This window comes from Halomonas sp. M4R1S46 (genome assembly GCF_025725685.1).
Lineage (GTDB): Bacteria > Pseudomonadota > Gammaproteobacteria > Pseudomonadales > Halomonadaceae > Halomonas.
Window position 1 is genome coordinate 769,133 of record NZ_CP107008.1, and the last position, 16,843, is coordinate 785,975.

Sequence of the window (16,843 nt, forward strand, 5' to 3'; positions counted from 1 at the left end):
GCCAGCGGTGATCCGGGCCGGGATGCCGGAAGACGCAGCGGGCCTGGAGCAGGTTGGCAATGAGGGCATGGTTTCCTCCCTTACCTTGTGACAGGACCTGGGTCGCTCACGCTTTGGTTGAGGTGGGGTGTCGACGTGCGATTGCCCTGCACGACTCATCGCTAATGCTGGTCAATAAAGCGGAAAAATAAATCCCAGACTTTGGTATCATGAGGAGAAAACGATTTAAAAGGTTTTTATGTATCCCTTTTAAATCATTGCATTGCGGATGATTGTGAGGTCTTTGTTTCCGGTATCGTTTCAGTTCATAGGACGATTGTCTAGGAGCTTATCGAATTGGACTTTAGTCGAAACGCGGGTCGAATGGTACCAAGGTATAACGCCTTGTCGAGATGAGATGGTAACGCCCGGGGGCCGCATAGAACCATGGTCTAGATACTTGCCCCGATCCCGACTTTGCTACCCTGATCCCAGTGTTCCTGCCGCGGTGTCACCTGTCGTGCAACGGCTCACCCCTCGGTGCCCCTGGCCCGCGGTCGGGAGTTTCCGGCAGACGATGCCCGTTTCCCGACACGAGGACCTCGTTATGGTCGATGTCGATCTTTCCGAGCCGCCATTCACCTTTCTCGACGAGGCGGGGCGGGAGCGGGTCCGTGGCGGCATTGACCTCGCCTACTTCGATCGCGACGAGATCATCCTCGAGACCGGCCAGCCCGGCGAGTACGTCTTCCTCATCCACAAGGGCGAGGTCGCGGAACTCGACACTACCCAGCCCGGTGCCCGGGAGCGGATCGGCCACTACACCGCCGGCGACCTCTTCGGGGCCATCAGCATCCTCAACGGCACGAGCCGCTATCGCTTCCGGGCCGAGCAGGAGAGCCTCTGCTACCTGCTGCCCAAGGCGCTGTTCCTCAAACTCTGCGACGACTACCCGGCGTTCGCCGAGTTCTTCCGCCAGACCCTGGCCCACAAGACCCGCCTGCTGACCGAGCAGCGCGCCGCCGGCGGGGTGACCATGGCCGGCTTCATGCTCGCCAGGGTCGACGAGTGCATGCGCGAGCCGCTCTGCGTGGGCCCCCGGGCGACCATCGCCGAGGCGGTGACTACCCTGCACGACAGCCATGCCGACAGCCTGCTGGTCGAGGGCGAGCAGGGCCCGGGGATGATCACCAAGACCGACCTGCTCAACGCCCTGGTCCTCGAGGGACTGCCCCAGGACAGCCCGGTGCAGTCGGTGGCGCACTTCGTGCTGGTCACGGTGACGCCGGACCAGTACCTCTTCCAGGTGCTGGTACTGATGACCCGGCACCAGGTGGAGCGGGTGGTGGTCACCGAGGGCCAGGCCGCGGTGGGCGTGGTGGAACTGACCGATGTGCTCAGCTACTTCTCCAGTCGCAGTTACGTGGTCAGCCTGCAGGTCGAGCAGGCGGACAGCCTGGCGGCGCTGTCCGCCGCCAGCCGGCGTACCCCGGAGCTGGTCCGCGCGCTGATGGCCCAGGGCGTCAAGCTGCGCTTCGCCATGGGCCTGCTGGCGGCCCTCAACGGCCGGATCGTCAACAAGGCCTGGGGCTTTCTGATCGAGGCGCGTTACCACCGCGACAGCTGCCTGATGGTGATGGGCAGCGAGGGGCGCGGCGAGCAGATCCTCAAGACCGATCAGGACAATGGCCTGATCCTCGACGATGCCCTGGACTGGCCCGACTGTGCCGAACGGATGCAGCGACTCACCGAGACCCTCATCGAGCTGGGCTATCCGCCCTGTCCGGGCAACATCATGGTCTCCAATCCCGACTGGGTGGGCACCGAGAGCCAGTGGAAGCGGCGCATCGCCCGGTGGGTGGAGCAGCGCGACGGGGACAGCCTGATGAAGCTGGCCATCGTGCTCGACGCCCATGCCGTGGCCGGCAATCCGTCGCTGCTGGAGCGCCTGCGCGAGACCCTGTTTCACCTGTGTGCCGGCGACCAGCTGCTGTTGTCCTACTTCGCGCGGCCGGCGCTGCACTTCGCCACGCCCTTGACCCTGTTCGGCTCGCTCAAGAAGCCCCAGCACGGCATCGACATCAAGAAGGGCGGGATCTTCCCCATCGTCCACGGGGTCCGCGTCATGGCCCTCGAGCGGCGCATCGCCGTGACCTCGACCCTGGACCGTCTGGACGCCCTGGTGGCGGACGGGCGCCTGGAGGCGCGCTTCGCCGAGGACCTGGGGGAGGCTCTGTCGCTGTTCACCGAGCTGCGGCTCAAGCAGCAGCTGGCGCGGCTCGACGGGGAGGGGACGCAGGGCGACGAGCCCGACCGGGTGGTGGTGCAGGAACTGTCCTCCCTGGAGCGCGACCTGCTCCGCGAGGCGCTGCACATCGTCAAGGACTTCAAGCAGCACCTGTCGCACCACTTCCACCTCGAGTACGCGTAAGGCCCGGAGCAACAACACAGGAGTGCATTCATGCTCAGGACATGGCGACGGGTGACCGACCGCCGGCGACACGCCCATGGCCGCTACGGCTGGCTCTTTCATCCCTATACCGGCGACGAGCTGGTGGCCCTCGGCTGCCAGACCACCGGAACCAACGCCCGGACCGCCGAGCTGGTGGCCATCGCCGCCGTGCGCCTGCGGGGCGACCGGGTACTCACCAGCGAGTCCCTCGACCTCCGCCTGGAGCGTCCGGCCAGCCTGGATGGCGGCTCCATCCGCCTGCATGGGCTGCGGGGGATCGACCTGGACGATGGCCAGGGCATCGACGAGGTCCTGGCGCAGTTGCTGGACTTCGTCGGCAACCGGCCCCTGGTGGGCTGGCGGCTGGATTTCGAGCTGGCCCTGCTCAATCGCTACCTGCGGCCGCGCTTCGGCTTCGACCTGCCCAACGCCGGCATCGATGTGGCGCAGGTGTACCAGCGTCGCCAGCGACACCACCATCCCCAACTCGACACCCGGCCGCGCTTCGAGGAGGTCGCCGAACGCCTCGGCGTGCCCCTGATGGGGCGCCATAGCGCCCTGGGGGTGGCGGTGACCACCGCCCTGATGCATCTGCACCTGGCCCGGGAGGGCCAGCCACCGCGGCAGACGTCCTGAGGGGTCCGGCTGGCGGGCTTCGCTTCGCCAGCCTCCGGGGAGGATGGTAGGATAGGCGCCCGTCCCCCCGCAGATGCCCTGGCAGCGCCGTGACCATGCAAGATGCCGTGATGTTCGACCCTCGTCCCGCCGAGGACACCACCTCCGAGCCCAGCGCCGACGGCGCCGAGCGCCGTGCCGCCAAGGCCAGGCGCGAGTTCAACAAGCTGCAGAAGCGGCTGCGGCGCCAGGTGGGCAACGCCATCATCGACTACGACATGATCCGCGAGGGGGACAAGGTGATGGTCTGCCTGTCCGGTGGCAAGGACAGCTACACCATGCTGGAGATCCTGCGCAGCCTGCAGCGCAATGCCCCCGTCGACTTCTCCCTGGTGGCGGTGAACCTGGACCAGAAGCAGCCGGGCTTTCCCGAGCATGTCCTGCCGGCCTACCTGGACGGCATCGGGGTCGACTACCACATCCTCGAGCGCGACACCTACTCGGTGGTCAAGGAGAAGACCCCGGAAGGCAAGACGACCTGCGCGCTGTGCTCGCGGCTGCGGCGCGGCTCCCTGTACGGCTATGCCGAGGAGATCGGCGCCACCAAGATCGCCCTGGGCCACCATCGCGAGGACATCCTCGAGACGCTGTTCCTCAACCTGTTCTTCGGCGGCAGCCTCAAGTCGATGCCACCCAAGCTGCTCTCCGACGACGGCAAGAACATCGTCATCCGTCCGCTGGCCTACTGCCGCGAGGCGGATATCGCCGAGTTCTCGCGCCGCATGGACTTCCCGATCATCCCCTGCAACCTCTGCGGCTCGCAGCCCAACCTGCAGCGCCAGGTGGTCAAGGAGATGCTGGCCGAGTGGGAGGCCAGGCACCCGGGGCGGCTCGAGAGCATGTTCAAGGCCGTGACCAACGTGGCGCCGTCCCAGCTGGCCGACCGTGAGCTGTTCGACTTCGCCGGCCTCGAGGACAGGCAGGCGAAGATGCAGGCCGATCGGATCGAGCTCCACAACGAGCCATAAGCTGGAAGAACGCCCGCTTCGCGGGCTTAAGCTTGAAGCTGGAAGAACAACCACCCCCAGGCAGTGGCCATGGGGGTGGTTCGTTTTACGCTGCCTTCCAGCTTCCAGCTTCCAGCTTCCAGCTTCCAGCTTCCAGCTTCCAGCTTCCAGCTTCCAGCTTCCAGCTTCCAGCTTCCAGCTTCCAGCTTCCAGCTTCCAGCTTCCAGCTCACGCGAAAGCGTGCTAGCGGCAGCCTTCTTCCTCGGCCACCTCGATCAGGGCGTTCAGGTCGAGGATGTTGACCTCGCGACCGGAGGCGGCCACCAGGCCCTGCTGCTGGAAGCGGCCGAGGATGCGGCTGACGGTCTCCACGGCCAGGCCCAGGTAGTTGCCGATGTCCGCCCGGGACATGGAGAGTCGGAAGCTGTAGGGCGAGTAGCCCCGCCGGCGGAAGCGGTCGGAGAGGCTGGTGAAGAAGGTCGCCAGGCGCTGGTCGGCGGTCTTGCGCGACAGCAGGCGCATCATGCGTCGGTCGTCGCGCATCTCCTTGCTCATGCTGCGGTAGAGCTGGGCGCGCAGCTCCGGCAGCCGCTCGGAGAGGGCGTCGAGCCGGTCGAAGGGGATCTCGCAGACGGTGGTGGTCTCGAGCGCCACCACCGAGCCCGGATAGGTCTCCTCGTCGATGCCGTCGAGGCCTACCAGCTCGCTGGGCAGGTAGAAGTTGGTCAGCTGGTCGTCACCGCTGCCCTCGGTGGTGACCTGCTTGAGACTCCCGGAACGCACGGCATAGACACTGGTGAAGGGGCTGCCCTGGCGAAACAGCGATTCGCCCTTCTTCAAGGGCGCGCGGCGGCGAATGATCGCATCGAACTGGTCCATGCCCTCGAGCTCGAGGGCCAGTGGCAGACACAGCGAACTCAGGCTGCAGGTCTGACAGCGGGTCTCTTGCAAGAGGGAGCGTCGCCTGTCGGCTGCGACATCAGGCATGCTGTCCTCCTTGATAGTGGCTCTGCCCGACATTATGGCGGATGAAGGCCCGCCAGGCATAGCACCCCTTCGGAGGTATGCTGCCGGCGCTCACGGGGCCGGGACGCCGAAGGCCCGGGTCAGTTCCCGGGTCCAGCGCGTGCCGGGGGCGACCAGGTCGAGGCATTGCCCCCGGCGGGCGACGAGCCCGGCGGCCAGCAGGCGATCCAGGGCGCTGGCCAGGCGGGCCTCGGCATCGAGGGCGAAGGCCTGGCCTAGGGCCGCGAGGTCCAGGGTCTGCCGGGTCATCAACGTCTCGATGGCGCGTTCCCGCAGGTGGTCATCCCGCGACAGCCAGCGCCCGCTGGCGGTCGCCAGGCCGCCGTCGTCCAGCGCGGCCTCGAAGTCCGCCAGGTCCACGGCGTTGCGGGCCAGGGCGCCCTCCAGGCGCGAGACCGCCCCGACGCCCAGGCCCAGGAGGTCGCACTCGGCCTGGCGTCGCCCCTGTACCCGGGCATCCCTCAGGCCGCCGCCCCGCCGGGCATAGCGATCCCAGCCCAGGTGGGCATAGCCGGCGTCGACCAGGCGGGCATGGCTCTCGCGACGCATGGCCCCTTGTGCCTCGGCGCCCGGCAGGCCCCCGGCAGGGATATGGCGCTGCGCCGGGAAGCGGGCCGGGCGGTGGACATACGGAATGAGCGAGAGCCGGGCGGGCGCCATGGCGAGGGTCTGCTCGAGGGTGGCGGCGAACCCCTCGCGGCTCTGGCGCGGCAGGCCAATGGTCAGTTCCAGGTCCAGCGAGCGAAAGCCCAGGCGATCCGCCTCGTCGAGCAACTGTTCGGTGGGCCCCCGGGACGGCGGACGGTTGATGGCCTGCAGCACCCGGGCATCCAGGTCGAGCACGTTCAGGGTGAGCCGGTTGAAGCCCAGTGCCTCGAGGTGGCGCAGGGTGAGGACATCGGCATCATGGGGGGCGATCTCGATGCCGAAGTCCCGATCGTGCCCCCGGGCCAGTCGGAAGCGTGCGTCCAGGCGATCGATCAGCTCCCCCATCTGGTTCAGCGTCAGGAAGGTCGGCGACCCGCCGCCCCAGTGCAGGCCGCGGACCTCCCGGCTGGCGTCGAGGTGGCGGCCGACCAGCACCATCTCGCGGTCGAGCCGCGCCAGGTAGGCGTCCGGGCGTCGGCGATCGGTGGTGACCACCGGGTGGTGCATGCAGTGGAAGCAGGCATGCTGGCAGAAGGGCAGGCGCAGCGCCAGGGACAGCGGCCGGCCCCGGGCATTGCCGTGTTCCAGTGCCCGGCGGTAGTCCGCCGCCGTGAAGGCCGGCGACAGGGCCTCGGTGCCGGGATGGTCGCGGGGAACGGGGCCCGGCGCCGCATCGCCCGGTCCCCCGGTCGGCCCCGGAGCGTGCGGGTCGGCGTGGGCGTGAGGGTCGGCAGGCGCGCTGGCGGACATGAGGGCACTCCGGAAGGGGGATGTCCTCATGCTAGCGGCAGCCGGGCCGGGCCGCGTTGAGCTGGATCAAGGGGGTGGGGGTTGCCGCCCCCTCAGTGGTGCCCGCCGGCGGGCAGCAGGGCCCACAGCTGCGCGAGGGCGAAGGCGATGATCGCCAGCGCCGCCAGGGTGCGGGTGGCGGGGTGACGGATCAGGGTGCCGAGCTGGCGGGCGGCGAGACCGGTGGCCAGCAGGGCCGGCAGGGTGCCGAGGCCGAAGGCCCCCATCAGGGCCGCCCCGCGCAGCGGCTCGGCGATGGCCAGGCTCCAGGCCAGCATCGAGTAGACCAGCCCGCAGGGCAGCCAGCCCCAGACCGCGCCCAGGGCCACCGCCTGGGGCAGCTTCACCACCGGCATCAGGTGTCGGCCGAGCGGTTCCAGGTGGCGCCACAGGCGCCGGCCGAGGGCCTCGATGCGCAGCAGCCCCTTCCACCAGTCGGCGATGTAGAGGGCCATCAGGATCAGCATCAGCGCGGCGAGGACCTGGAGTGCCAGGCGGGCGCCGGGCGCCACGCCGATCAGGGTGCCGAGGCCGGCCACCAGGGCGCCGGTGGCCATGTAGCTGGCGATGCGTCCCAGGTTGTAGCCCAGCAGCAGGCCGCCGAGCCGCGCCGGATGGCGCATGCTGGGGGGCACGGCGAAGGTCAGGGCGCTCATGATGCCGCCGCACATGCCGATGCAGTGGGCGCCGCCGAGCAGGCCGAAGACGAAGGCCGCGGCCAGGGGCGGCAGGTCGAGTCCGGTGGGATCCATCAGTCGCGGCCCGACTCCCCGTCGCGGCCCGACTCCCCGTCGCGGCTGGCGGGCCGCGAGGCCTCGCCCTCCGCGGCATCCCGCCGTCGCTCCCTCTCCTCCGGGGTCGGGGCGTTGTCGTCCTCGTCGAAGAGGATGCGGTGGGCGGGCCCCTCCAGGTCGTCGAACTGATCATGCTTGACCGCCCAGAAGAAGGCCCACACGGCCAGCCCGAGCAGGATCAGCGACAGCGGGATCAACAGGTAGAGGATACTCATGCGTTCACCGGGCGCGGGACGGGGGTGCCGGGGGGTGGCGTGAGCCGGGCCAGGCGCAGGGCGTTGCCCACCACCACCAGGGAACTCGCCGACATGCCCAGGGCGGCGAGCCAGGGGGGCACCAGGCCCATGGCGGCCAGCGGCAGGGCGGCCAGGTTGTAGACCAGCGCCCAGCCCAGGTTCTGGCGGATGATGCGGCACGTGGCACGGCCGATCTCGACGGCCTCGACGATACGCATCAGGCGCGGTCCCAGCAAGACGGCATCCGCCCGGGTGCGTGCCAGGTCGGTGGCGCCGTTCATGGCGAAGGCGAGGTCGGCGCCAGCCAGCACCGGCACGTCGTTGATGCCGTCACCGACCATGGCGACCCTCTCGCCCCGGGCCTGCAGGGCCTGAAGGTGGGCCAGCTTGGCCTCCGGGTCGGCCGCGGCCCGCCAGGTGGCGATGCCCAGGTGCTCGGCCATGGCAGCCGTGGCCGCCTCGGTGTCCCCGGAGAGCAGCTCCACCGCGAGGCCGCGGGCCTCGAGCGCGGCCACGGTCTCGGCGGCGTCCTCGCGGACCCGGTCGCGCAGGGCGAACCAGGCGCGCGGCCGGCCCTCCTCGGCGAGCAGCAGCCACTGGCCGCCGTCGGGTGGCGTCGGAGCCGTGTTGGGGGCGGCGAAGTCGGGCCGGCCGAGCCGCCAGCGCCGGCCGGCGAGCCGGCCCTCGAGGCCCTGGCCGGGCCGGCTGAGCACGTCCTCAGCGACCAGCCTGCCGCGCCGGTGAGGACGGAAGGCCCGGGCGATGGGATGCTCGGAGTGGGCCTCCAGCGCCGCGGCCAGGGCCGCCAGGTGGTCGGGGGCGTCGCCGGCGAGGGGGCGGGTCTCCATCAGGGTCATCTCGCCGGCGGTCAGGGTGCCGGTCTTGTCGAACACCACGCGGTCGAGCCCGGCGAGCGCCTCGAGGGCGTCGGCTCGGGTGATCAGCACGCCGCGGCGGTGCAGCCGGCCATGGCCGGCGGTCAGCGCCGTGGGCGTGGCCAGCGCCAGGGCACAGGGGCAGGTCACCACCAGCACCGAGAGGGTGACCCAGAAGGCCCGGGCGGGGTCGATGAACCACCAGGTCACGGCCACCGCCAGGGCGATCAGCAGCACCTGCACCACGAAATGGTGGGCCAGGCGAGCGGTCATCCGGGCGAGCCGAGGGCGGCTGGCGAAGGCCCGGTCGGTGAGGTCCATCAGGCTCGCCACCCGGGCGTCGCGGCCGGCCCGGGTCACGCGGACCGTCAGCGGACTCTCGATGTTCTGGCTGCCGCCGGTGACGGTATCGCCGACCCCGCGGGTCACCGGCAGGGTCTCGCCGGTGAGCATCGACTCGTCGAGGCTGGAGGTACCGCTCTCGATCACGCCGTCGGCGGGCACGCCGTGACCGGGCTTGACCAGGATGCGGTCGTCGCGGGCCAGCTCGCTGGCCGGCAGGATGCGCTCCTCGCCGTCCCCGGTGAGGCGGATGGCCGACACCGGCAGGGCGTCGGCCAGGGCATTGCCGCTGCGCCCGCTGCGCCGCCGGGCCCGGCTCTCGACGTAGCGGCCGAAGAGCAGGAAGAAGGTGAACATGGCCACCGAGTCGAAGTAGACCTCGCCGCGGCCGGCGAGCACCGCCCCGGCGCTGGCCAGGTAGGCCGAGCCGATGGCCAGCGACACCGGCACGTCCATGCCCAGGGTGCGGGTGCGCAGGTCGCGGATCGCCCCCGCGAAGAACGGCTGGGCGGAGAACAGCACCACCGGGGTGGTCAGGGCGAAGGCCAGCCAGTGGAAGAGGGCGTCGAAGTCGGCGCTGATCCCGTCCTGGCCCGCCACGTAGAGGGGGATGGAGAACATCATCACCTGCATCATCCCCACCGCGGCGACGATCAGCCGGCGCACGTTCATGCGCTCCTCGCGCTGCAGCCGGCTCTGGGCGGCGTCGGGCTCGTAGGGCTGGGCCTGATAGCCGATCGCCGCCATCTCGGCGAGGATCCGCGAGAAGGCGAGGCGCGCCGGGTCCCAGCTGACCCGCACCCGATGGTGGGAGAGGTTGACGGCGCTGGCCGAGACGCCCGCCAGGGCATTCAGGCGATGCTCGATCAGCCAGGCGCAGGCCGCGCAGCTGATGCCGTCCACCGCCAGGGTGGCGTGCACGCCGCCCCCTTCGGCCTCGGGGTGCACGAAGCGGGCCTGCAGGCCGGGGTCATCGAAGACTGTCCAGGTCTCGGCGCGGGCCGCCTGGCGGTCGTCCGGGCGTTCCGGCAACGCGGTACGGAAGCGATAGTAGCTGGCCAGGCCGCCGCCGACGATGGCATGGGCCACGGCCTCGCAGCCGGGGCAGCACAGCGGGTGGACGCCGTCGTCCAGGGTGATCGACCAGGGGGCGTCGGCGGGCACCCGGCTGCCGCAGTGGTAGCAGCCGGTGGCCTCGGCCGGGGGCGTCAGGGTCGTCGCGGTCATGGCGGCGCGTCAGATTCCCGGGACCAGGGCGATCTCGTCCTCGCTGGGGAAGTGCGCCTCGCCGGTCAGGCGCCATTCGGCCGCCGCGCCCGGGGTGGGCTGCAGGTGCAGGTACCAGCGGTAGCGCAGGGGCTCGTCGACCATGGTCACGTAGCGGCCGTCGTGGACATGCTCGAGGGTCAGGGTGCGGTCGCGGGCGCTCTCGGTGGGGAAGATCAGCTTGAGCACCAGCTCCTCGGGGCGTCGCTCGCCCGCCAGGTCGACGACGATGTCGCCGGTGCGCGGGTCGGCCCGCAGCGTCGCCGCCAGGCCGAGTCGCTGGGCATGCTCCTGCTTGGCGATCTGCTCGTTGATCGCCAGCCCCTCCTTGTAATAGTCCTGGGCCACGGTGCCGTCGAAGTAATGAATCGACAGCACCAGATAGACCATGCTGAAGGTCACCGACGACCCCAGCAGGCCGATCAGGAACCACGGCCAGAACTGCTTGTACCAGGGGGGAATATCGTGTTCCGCGGTCATCAGCGGCTCTCTCCTATGAAGCGACTGTCGCGTTCGAGGCCGATGTCGGCATCGGTGGCCTCGAGGCGCAGCAGGATATCGTGGCTCGGCCGGTCGATGGCCTCACGCGGGACCGTGGCCTCGACCACCAGTTGGCGGGACTCGCCGGCGGGCACGCTGATCCGGTCGGTGTCCAGGCGCAGGCCGGGCAGTCCGGAGGCCTCCAGGCGATAGACATGGTCCTGTTGGTCGAGGTTGCGCACGATCAGGGTGTAGACGTTGCTGATCTCCCCGTCCCGGGTCACCCGGAACAGCTGGCTGCGGTCGCGTTCCACATCGAAGCCCACCGCCGTGCGGTCGGCCACGGCCCAGGCGAACAGCCCGATCATCACCAGCAGGGCCGCCAGGTAGCCGAGCAGCCGCGGGCGCAGGATATGCGTCGGCTTGCCCTCCAGGGCGTTCTCGGTGGTGTAGCGGATGAGCCCGCGGGGGTAGCCCATCTTGTCCATGACGCTGTCGCAGGCGTCGATGCAGGCCGCGCAGGTGATGCACTCGTACTGCAGGCCCTCGCGGATGTCGATGCCGGTGGGGCAGACCTGCACGCAGAGGTCGCAGTCGATGCAGTCGCCGTGCCCGGCGGCCCGCGCCTCCGCGTGGCTGAGGCGCTTCTTGCGCGGGCCGCGGGGCTCGCCGCGGGCGGCGTCGTAGGAGACGATCAGGGTGTCGCGGTCGAACATCACGCCCTGGAATCGCGCATAGGGGCACATGTAGATGCACACCTGCTCGCGCAGCCAGCCGGCGTTGAGGTAGGTGAAGACGGTGAAGAAGCCCACCCAGAAGTAGGACCAGCCGTGGGCCTCGAGGGTGGGCAGCGCCACCACCAGTTCGCGGATCGGCGTGAAGTAGCCGACGAAGGTCACCCCGGTGGCGATGGCGATGACCAGCCAGATGGCATGCTTGGCGGCCTTGCGTCGGGCCTTGTCGGCATTCATCGCCTGCTTGTCGAGCTTGATACGGCGGTTGCGGGGGCCCTCGACGCGATGCTCGACCCAGATGAACAGGAAGGTCCAGACGCTCTGCGGGCAGGTATAACCACACCACACCCGGCCGGCGAAGACGGTGATGAAGAACAGGCCGAAGGCGCAGATGATCAAGAGCCAGGACAGCAGCATGAACTCCTGCGGGTAGAAGGTCGCGCCGAAGATATGAAACTCCCGCCCGGGCAGGTCGAACCACACCGCCGGGCGATCGCCCCACTGGACCCAGGGGATCAGGAAGAAGGCCAGCATCAGGGCCCAGTTGGTGCTGCGGCGCAGCCGCTGGAAGACGCCCTTGATCTCGCGGACATAGATATGGCGCCGGCTGGCGTACATCTCCTGGGTGACGGTGCCCCGGGGCTCGTGATGCTGCACGGGCCCCGGGGTGACGTCACGGGTGGGGATCTTCTCGCTCATGGCTGGCTCACGGCAGGCAAGGAAGGCCGGGTCCGGGACCCGGATCATGGTCTCGATTGTATCGAGAAGGCCGTGCAACGAGAAAGGGGGCGACTCCTGGTCACTCCCTTTCTCGGCGCCCGCGGGTCGGGCTTACTCCTGGTGGCTCAGGCTGTAGACATAGGCGGCCACGAGGTGGACCTTGTCCTCGCCGATATAGGCGGCCTGGGCCGGCATGTGACCGTTGCGGCCGTTGCGCAGGGTCTGGCGGATGGCCTCGTCCAGGGGCTGGCCGGGCTGGCGATAGAGCCAGGCGTCGTCGGTCAGGTTGGGCGCGCCCAGGGCCTGGTTGCCGGTGCCGTCGGATGAGTGGCAGGCGGCACAGACGGAGGCGAAGACCGCCGCGCCCTGCTCGGCCCGCTCGGCATCCTCGGCCTGGCCGGACAGCGAGAGCACATGCTGGGTGACGTTCTCGATGTTCTCCTCGCCGAGCTGCTGCCAGGAGGGCATCAGGCCGTTACGGCCGTTGGTGATGGTCTGGACGATGTTTTCCGGCGCGCCGCCGTACAGCCAGGCGTCGTCGGTGAGGTTGGGGAAGCCGTAGCCACCCTGGGCGTTGGAACCGTGGCAGATCGCGCAGTTGTTGAGGAAGATGCGTTCGGCCACCTGCATCGCCTCGCCGTCCTGGGCCAGCTCCGGGATGGGCACCTGCTGGTACTGCTCGAAGATCGGTGCGTAGCGCTCCTCGGCCTGGGCCACCTCCTGCTCCCACTGGCCTTCCTGGGTCCAGCCCAGCACGCCGGCATAGTTGCCGAGGCCGGGATAGAGCACCAGATAGCCCAGCGCGAAGATCACGGTGCCCACGTAGAGCTGGAACCACCAGCGCGGCAGGGGGTTGTCGTATTCCTCGATCTCGTCGGCCGCATGACCGGTGGTCTCCACGTTGCCTTCGGCATCCGGGGTCTTGTCGGTCTTGCGGTTGGCGAAGAGCAGCCAGGCGCTGATGGCGATGGTGCCCAGCGTGATGACGATGATCCAGGCACTCCAGAAGCCGGAAAGGGAGTCACCCCAAAGATTGTTCATGTGTTCCTGTCTCCCTTGTCGTGTCGGGAATCGGCCTCACGGGAGGCATGCGTGTCACGGTTCGGCTGCTCATCCTCGTCGGCGAAGGGCAGGTTGGCCGCTTCGTCGAAGTCCCGCTTGCGGCGCTTCGAGTAGGCCCACCAGACGAGCCCCGCGAAGGCGATGATCAGCAGGCCGGTGATGATGCCGCGGACGGTCCCGATATCCATGGTCAGCGCGTGTCCTTGAGCACGGTGCCGAGCTGCTGCAGATAGGCCACCAGGGCGGTGATCTCACGCTCGCCGCGTACCGCTTGCCCGGCACCGGCGATCTGCTCGTCGGTGTAGGGCACCCCGAGGGTGCGCAGGGCACGCATCTTGTCGGCGATATGCTCGCCGTCGAGGGTGTTCTCGAACAGCCACGGATAGGCCGGCATCACCGATTCCGGTACCACGTCGCGCGGGTTGTACATGTGCGCGCGGTGCCAGTCGTCGCTGTAGCGACCCCCCACCCGGGCCAGGTCGGGGCCGGTGCGCTTGGAGCCCCACAGGAAGTTGTGCTCGTAGACCGATTCGCCGGCCACGCTGTAGTGGCCGTAGCGCTCGGTCTCGGCGCGGAAGGGACGGATCATCTGCGAGTGGCAGCCGACGCAGCCTTCCCGGCGGTAGATGTCGCGGCCGGCCAGCTCCAGGGCGGAGAGCGGCTTGAGTCCCTCGACGGGTTCGGTCGTCTGCTTCTGGAAGAACAGCGGCACGACCTCGGCGAGGCCGCCGAAGCTGATCACCACCAGGACCAGTACGGAGAGCAGGCCGACGTTCTTTTCGACAATCTCGTGTCTCATTGGCGTTTCGTTCCCTGTTGGCTCAGGCGGACTGCGGAAGTGGCTGGCGGAGGCCTTCTTGACGACGCACGGTCATGAAGACGTTGAAGGCCATGATCAGCATGCCGGTCACCCAGCTCAGCCCCCCGATCATCCGCACGATATAGCCCGGGCCGCTGGCTTCCACGGACTCGACGAAGGTGTACATCAGGGTGCCGTCGGGGTTGACGGCGCGCCACATCAGGCCCTGCAGGATGCCGTTGACCCACATCGCGGCGATGTAGAGCACGGTGCCGATGGTGGCCAGCCAGAAGTGCACGGCGACCAGGCCCACGGAGTACATCTCGGTGCGGCCGAACAGGCGCGGGATCAGGTGGTACAGGGAGCCGATGGTGATCATCGCCACCCAGCCAAGGGCACCGGCGTGGACATGGCCGATGGTCCAGTCGGTGTAGTGGGAGAGGGCATTGACCGTCTTGACCGCCATCATCGGCCCCTCGAAGGTCGACATGCCGTAGAAGGACAGGGCCACCACCAGGAAGCGCAGGGTCGGGTCGGTGCGCAGCTTATGCCAGGCGCCGGAGAGGGTCATCATGCCGTTGATCATGCCACCCCAGCTCGGAGCCAGCAGGATGATCGACATGATCATGCCCAGCGACTGGGCCCAGTTGGGCAGGGCGGTGTAGTGCAGGTGGTGGGGGCCGGCCCACATGTAGACCATGATCAGCGCCCAGAAGTGGACGATGGACAGGCGATAGGAATAGACCGGGCGCTCGGCCTGCTTGGGCACGAAGTAGTACATCATCCCCAGGAAGCCGGCGGTCAGGAAGAAGCCCACCGCGTTGTGGCCATACCACCATTGGGTCATGGCATCGATCGCACCGGAGTAGATCGAGATGGAGTACATGGCGGAGACGGGAATGGCCGCACTGTTGACGATATGCAGCACCGCCACGGTCAGGATGAAGGCGGCGAAGAACCAGTTGGCGACATAGATGTGGGAGGTCCTGCGCAGCTTGATGGTCCCCAGGAAGACGATGGCATAGCTGATCCACACCAGGGCGATCAGGATGTCGATCGGCCATTCGAGCTCGGCGTATTCCTTGACCTCGGTGTACCCCAGCGGCAGCGTCACCACGGCGGACACGATCACCGCCTGCCAGCCCCAGAAGGTGAAGGCGGAGAGCTTGTCCGAGAAGAGGCGTGTCTGGCAGGTACGCTGCACCACGTAGTAGGAGGTGGCGAACAGCGCCGATCCGCCGAAGGCGAAGATCACGGTGTTGGTGTGGAGGGGGCGCAGGCGGCCGAAGCTCGTCCACGGCAGTCCCAGGTTGAGTTCCGGCCATACCAGCTGTGCGGCAATGATGACACCGAGGGACATGCCCACGATGCCCCACACCACTGTCATGATCGCGAACTGCCGAACTACCTTGTAATTGTAGGTCGGGTGTTCAAGTGCTGTGCTCATGTCAGGTTCCCATCGAACGCGGTTTGGGGGTAGCCCGCGGCATTCTGCCCCGAGTCGACCGCCCGCAGGATGATGCAGGTCAATATCCACCCCGGATTCTAGCGCAGGCCTGCGTCAAGCTGAACTAGCGAATGGATGGAATCGTGAACGAAAGGAGCCACCGAGTGTCTGATTCTTCTTGTCATTCTCTGCCCCGCATCGACCCCGAAAGCCTGGGGGAATCCCTGCTGGATGGCCGCCAGGCTCGCTGGGCCATCGACGGCCTCGGGGCCCTGGACGTCCAGGGCGATGGTCGCGCGGGGCGGCTGCTATTGACCCATGGCGCCGGCGCCGGACAGGACAGTGCCTTCCTCGTGGCCCTGCGTCGGGAGCTGGCCGATGCCGGCGTGCAGACGCTGGCGATCGAGTTCGACTACCTGCGTGGCATGCGCGAGGCGGGGCGGCGGCGTCCGCCACCCCGCGTCGATCGCCTGGTCGAGGAGCTGGCCCGCTGGTGCGACCGCATGTCGCAGCACGCTCCCTCGCCCCTCTGGCTGGGCGGCAAGTCGATGGGCGGCCGGGTGGCCAGCCTGCTGGCGGCTCGCGAGGGCGCCGCGGGGCTGGTGCTCTGCGGCTATCCCTTCCATCCTCCCCGCCGGCCCGAGTCCCTGCGTCTCGACCATTGGTCTTCCCTGGCCTGTCCGACCCTGGTGGTGCAGGGCAGTCGCGACCCCTTCGGTACCCGGGCGCAGGTGAACGGCTATGCCCTGCCGTCCTGCGCCGAGGTGCACTGGCTCGAGGACGGCGATCACGACTGGAAACCCCGCCGCGCCTCGGGGCGCGATCAAGCCGGCCTGTTGCGCGAGGGGGCGCAATGCATCGCCGCCTTCATGGGCCGCCACCGCTGAGCCCCTGGGCGGGCCCAAGTGGATGAAAGCCTTGTGGATTCCCCGGCACGGGCGGAGTGGCCCCGGGCGAAAAAACGCGTTGACAATGATCGCGGTCCCTGTAGAATGCAGCGCCACGTGACCGGGGGTGGTTAGCTCAGCTGGGAGAGCACCAGCCTTACAAGCTGGGGGTCACAGGTTCGAACCCTGTACCACCCACCATTGCCCAGGCAATGCCCGATCATGTTGCAGAGACGCTGCGGACCGGTAGTTCAGTTGGTTAGAATGCCGGCCTGTCACGCCGGAGGTCGCGGGTTCGAGTCCCGTCCGGTCCGCCAACGTTTTTGCGCCGCATCATCTTGCGGACCGGTAGTTCAGTTGGTTAGAATGCCGGCCTGTCACGCCGGAGGTCGCGGGTTCGAGTCCCGTCCGGTCCGCCACGATGACGCACACAACCGATGCAGTAACGCGTGGGCGATTAGCTCAGTTGGTTAGAGCACCAGCCTCACATGCTGGGGGTCACTGGTTCGAGTCCAGTATCGCCCACCACGCGGACCGGTAGTTCAGTTGGTTAGAATGCCGGCCTGTCACGCCGGAGGTCGCGGGTTCGAGTCCCGTCCGGTCCGCCATCTGCAAACGAATTCGAAAGCCTCGAGTCTCATGACTCGGGGCTTTTTCGCGTTGGGCCCCCATCGGCTATCCTCGA

Annotated in this window: 15 protein-coding genes and 5 tRNA genes; 9 read left to right on the plus strand and 11 right to left on the minus strand. The window is 68.4% G+C overall.

Features of this window, described 5'->3' with window-relative positions:
- Positions 1-586 precede the first annotated feature (586 nt).
- The 3 genes from OCT48_RS03625 to ttcA all read left to right on the plus strand — a co-directional run bounded on the left by OCT48_RS03625 (position 587) and on the right by ttcA (position 4,074).
- Positions 587-2,410 carry a DUF294 nucleotidyltransferase-like domain-containing protein gene (locus OCT48_RS03625; RefSeq protein WP_263591384.1) on the plus strand — a complete coding sequence of 608 codons (1,824 nt, stop codon included), beginning with the start codon at positions 587-589 and terminating at the stop codon, positions 2,408-2,410.
- A gap of 30 nt (positions 2,411-2,440) precedes the next feature.
- Positions 2,441-3,067 carry a 3'-5' exonuclease gene (locus OCT48_RS03630; RefSeq protein ID WP_263591385.1) on the plus strand — a complete coding sequence of 209 codons (627 nt, stop codon included), beginning with the start codon at positions 2,441-2,443 and terminating at the stop codon, positions 3,065-3,067.
- 95 nt (positions 3,068-3,162) lie between these two features.
- Positions 3,163-4,074 carry a tRNA 2-thiocytidine(32) synthetase TtcA gene (gene ttcA, locus OCT48_RS03635; RefSeq protein WP_263592570.1) on the plus strand — a complete coding sequence of 304 codons (912 nt, stop codon included), beginning with the start codon at positions 3,163-3,165 and terminating at the stop codon, positions 4,072-4,074.
- 222 nt (positions 4,075-4,296) lie between these two features.
- Here ttcA and fnr read toward each other — a convergent pair whose 3' ends face one another.
- The 11 genes from fnr to ccoN all read right to left on the minus strand — a co-directional run bounded on the left by fnr (position 4,297) and on the right by ccoN (position 15,271).
- Complete coding sequence (fnr, locus tag OCT48_RS03640; protein WP_263591386.1) at positions 4,297-5,040, minus strand: fumarate/nitrate reduction transcriptional regulator Fnr; 744 nt, start codon at positions 5,038-5,040, stop codon at positions 4,297-4,299.
- 90 nt (positions 5,041-5,130) lie between these two features.
- The gene (locus OCT48_RS03645) at positions 5,131-6,477 is read right to left on the minus strand and encodes a radical SAM protein (protein ID WP_263591387.1); all 1,347 of its coding nucleotides are present in this window, start codon (positions 6,475-6,477) and stop codon (positions 5,131-5,133) included.
- Between the two features lie 92 nt (positions 6,478-6,569).
- Complete coding sequence (locus OCT48_RS03650; RefSeq protein ID WP_263591388.1) at positions 6,570-7,268, minus strand: sulfite exporter TauE/SafE family protein; 699 nt, start codon at positions 7,266-7,268, stop codon at positions 6,570-6,572.
- Complete coding sequence (gene ccoS, locus OCT48_RS03655; RefSeq protein ID WP_263591389.1) at positions 7,268-7,525, minus strand: cbb3-type cytochrome oxidase assembly protein CcoS; 258 nt, start codon at positions 7,523-7,525, stop codon at positions 7,268-7,270. The genes OCT48_RS03650 and ccoS overlap by 1 nt, the downstream gene beginning before the upstream one ends.
- Positions 7,522-9,990 carry a heavy metal translocating P-type ATPase gene (locus OCT48_RS03660; protein WP_263591390.1) on the minus strand — a complete coding sequence of 823 codons (2,469 nt, stop codon included), beginning with the start codon at positions 9,988-9,990 and terminating at the stop codon, positions 7,522-7,524. Before OCT48_RS03660 ends, ccoS begins: the two co-directional genes overlap by 4 nt.
- 9 nt (positions 9,991-9,999) lie before the next feature.
- Entirely contained in the window at positions 10,000-10,509 is a 510-nt protein-coding gene (locus tag OCT48_RS03665) for a FixH family protein (protein ID WP_263591391.1), read from the minus strand.
- Positions 10,509-11,942, minus strand: a complete 1,434-nt coding sequence (ccoG, locus tag OCT48_RS03670) for a cytochrome c oxidase accessory protein CcoG (protein WP_263591392.1) — start codon at positions 11,940-11,942, stop codon at positions 10,509-10,511. The genes OCT48_RS03665 and ccoG overlap by 1 nt, the downstream gene beginning before the upstream one ends.
- 132 nt (positions 11,943-12,074) lie before the next feature.
- A complete protein-coding gene (gene ccoP, locus OCT48_RS03675) occupies positions 12,075-13,004 on the minus strand; it encodes a cytochrome-c oxidase, cbb3-type subunit III (protein ID WP_263591393.1) in 930 nt (309 codons plus the stop codon).
- Positions 13,001-13,213: a cbb3-type cytochrome oxidase subunit 3 gene (locus OCT48_RS03680; protein ID WP_263591394.1), complete on the minus strand. Its 213-nt coding sequence runs from the start codon at positions 13,211-13,213 to the stop codon at positions 13,001-13,003. The genes ccoP and OCT48_RS03680 overlap by 4 nt, the downstream gene beginning before the upstream one ends.
- 2 nt (positions 13,214-13,215) lie before the next feature.
- Positions 13,216-13,824, minus strand: coding sequence for a cytochrome-c oxidase, cbb3-type subunit II (ccoO, locus tag OCT48_RS03685; protein ID WP_263591395.1), 609 nt, complete (start codon positions 13,822-13,824; stop codon positions 13,216-13,218).
- Between the two features lie 22 nt (positions 13,825-13,846).
- On the minus strand, positions 13,847-15,271 hold the full coding sequence (gene ccoN, locus OCT48_RS03690) for a cytochrome-c oxidase, cbb3-type subunit I (protein ID WP_263591396.1): 1,425 nt from the start codon (positions 15,269-15,271) through the stop codon (positions 13,847-13,849).
- A gap of 164 nt (positions 15,272-15,435) precedes the next feature.
- Here ccoN and OCT48_RS03695 point away from each other — a divergent pair, with 164 nt between their 5' ends.
- The 6 genes from OCT48_RS03695 (at position 15,436) to OCT48_RS03720 (ending at position 16,766) form a co-directional block, all read left to right on the plus strand.
- Positions 15,436-16,158: an alpha/beta family hydrolase gene (locus OCT48_RS03695; RefSeq protein WP_318152559.1), complete on the plus strand. Its 723-nt coding sequence runs from the start codon at positions 15,436-15,438 to the stop codon at positions 16,156-16,158.
- 125 nt (positions 16,159-16,283) lie between these two features.
- Positions 16,284-16,359 (plus strand) — tRNA-Val (locus OCT48_RS03700).
- A 39-nt stretch (positions 16,360-16,398) separates the two neighbouring features.
- Positions 16,399-16,475: transfer RNA gene (locus OCT48_RS03705), tRNA-Asp, on the plus strand.
- 25 nt (positions 16,476-16,500) lie between these two features.
- Positions 16,501-16,577: transfer RNA gene (locus OCT48_RS03710), tRNA-Asp, on the plus strand.
- A gap of 32 nt (positions 16,578-16,609) precedes the next feature.
- Positions 16,610-16,686, plus strand: a tRNA-Val gene (locus OCT48_RS03715).
- A gap of 3 nt (positions 16,687-16,689) precedes the next feature.
- Positions 16,690-16,766: transfer RNA gene (locus tag OCT48_RS03720), tRNA-Asp, on the plus strand.
- Positions 16,767-16,843 lie beyond the last annotated feature (77 nt).

Coding starts and splice junctions, on each gene's coding strand:
- OCT48_RS03625 (WP_263591384.1), top strand. CDS start 587: ATGGTCGATGTCGATCTTTCCGAGCCGCCATTCACCTTTCTCGACGAG.
- OCT48_RS03630 (WP_263591385.1), top strand. CDS start 2,441: ATGCTCAGGACATGGCGACGGGTGACCGACCGCCGGCGACACGCCCAT.
- ttcA (WP_263592570.1), top strand. CDS start 3,163: ATGCAAGATGCCGTGATGTTCGACCCTCGTCCCGCCGAGGACACCACC.
- fnr (WP_263591386.1), bottom strand. CDS start 5,040: ATGCCTGATGTCGCAGCCGACAGGCGACGCTCCCTCTTGCAAGAGACC.
- OCT48_RS03645 (WP_263591387.1), bottom strand. CDS start 6,477: ATGTCCGCCAGCGCGCCTGCCGACCCTCACGCCCACGCCGACCCGCAC.
- OCT48_RS03650 (WP_263591388.1), bottom strand. CDS start 7,268: ATGGATCCCACCGGACTCGACCTGCCGCCCCTGGCCGCGGCCTTCGTC.
- ccoS (WP_263591389.1), bottom strand. CDS start 7,525: ATGAGTATCCTCTACCTGTTGATCCCGCTGTCGCTGATCCTGCTCGGG.
- OCT48_RS03660 (WP_263591390.1), bottom strand. CDS start 9,990: ATGACCGCGACGACCCTGACGCCCCCGGCCGAGGCCACCGGCTGCTAC.
- OCT48_RS03665 (WP_263591391.1), bottom strand. CDS start 10,509: ATGACCGCGGAACACGATATTCCCCCCTGGTACAAGCAGTTCTGGCCG.
- ccoG (WP_263591392.1), bottom strand. CDS start 11,942: ATGAGCGAGAAGATCCCCACCCGTGACGTCACCCCGGGGCCCGTGCAG.
- ccoP (WP_263591393.1), bottom strand. CDS start 13,004: ATGAACAATCTTTGGGGTGACTCCCTTTCCGGCTTCTGGAGTGCCTGG.
- OCT48_RS03680 (WP_263591394.1), bottom strand. CDS start 13,213: ATGGATATCGGGACCGTCCGCGGCATCATCACCGGCCTGCTGATCATC.
- ccoO (WP_263591395.1), bottom strand. CDS start 13,824: ATGAGACACGAGATTGTCGAAAAGAACGTCGGCCTGCTCTCCGTACTG.
- ccoN (WP_263591396.1), bottom strand. CDS start 15,271: ATGAGCACAGCACTTGAACACCCGACCTACAATTACAAGGTAGTTCGG.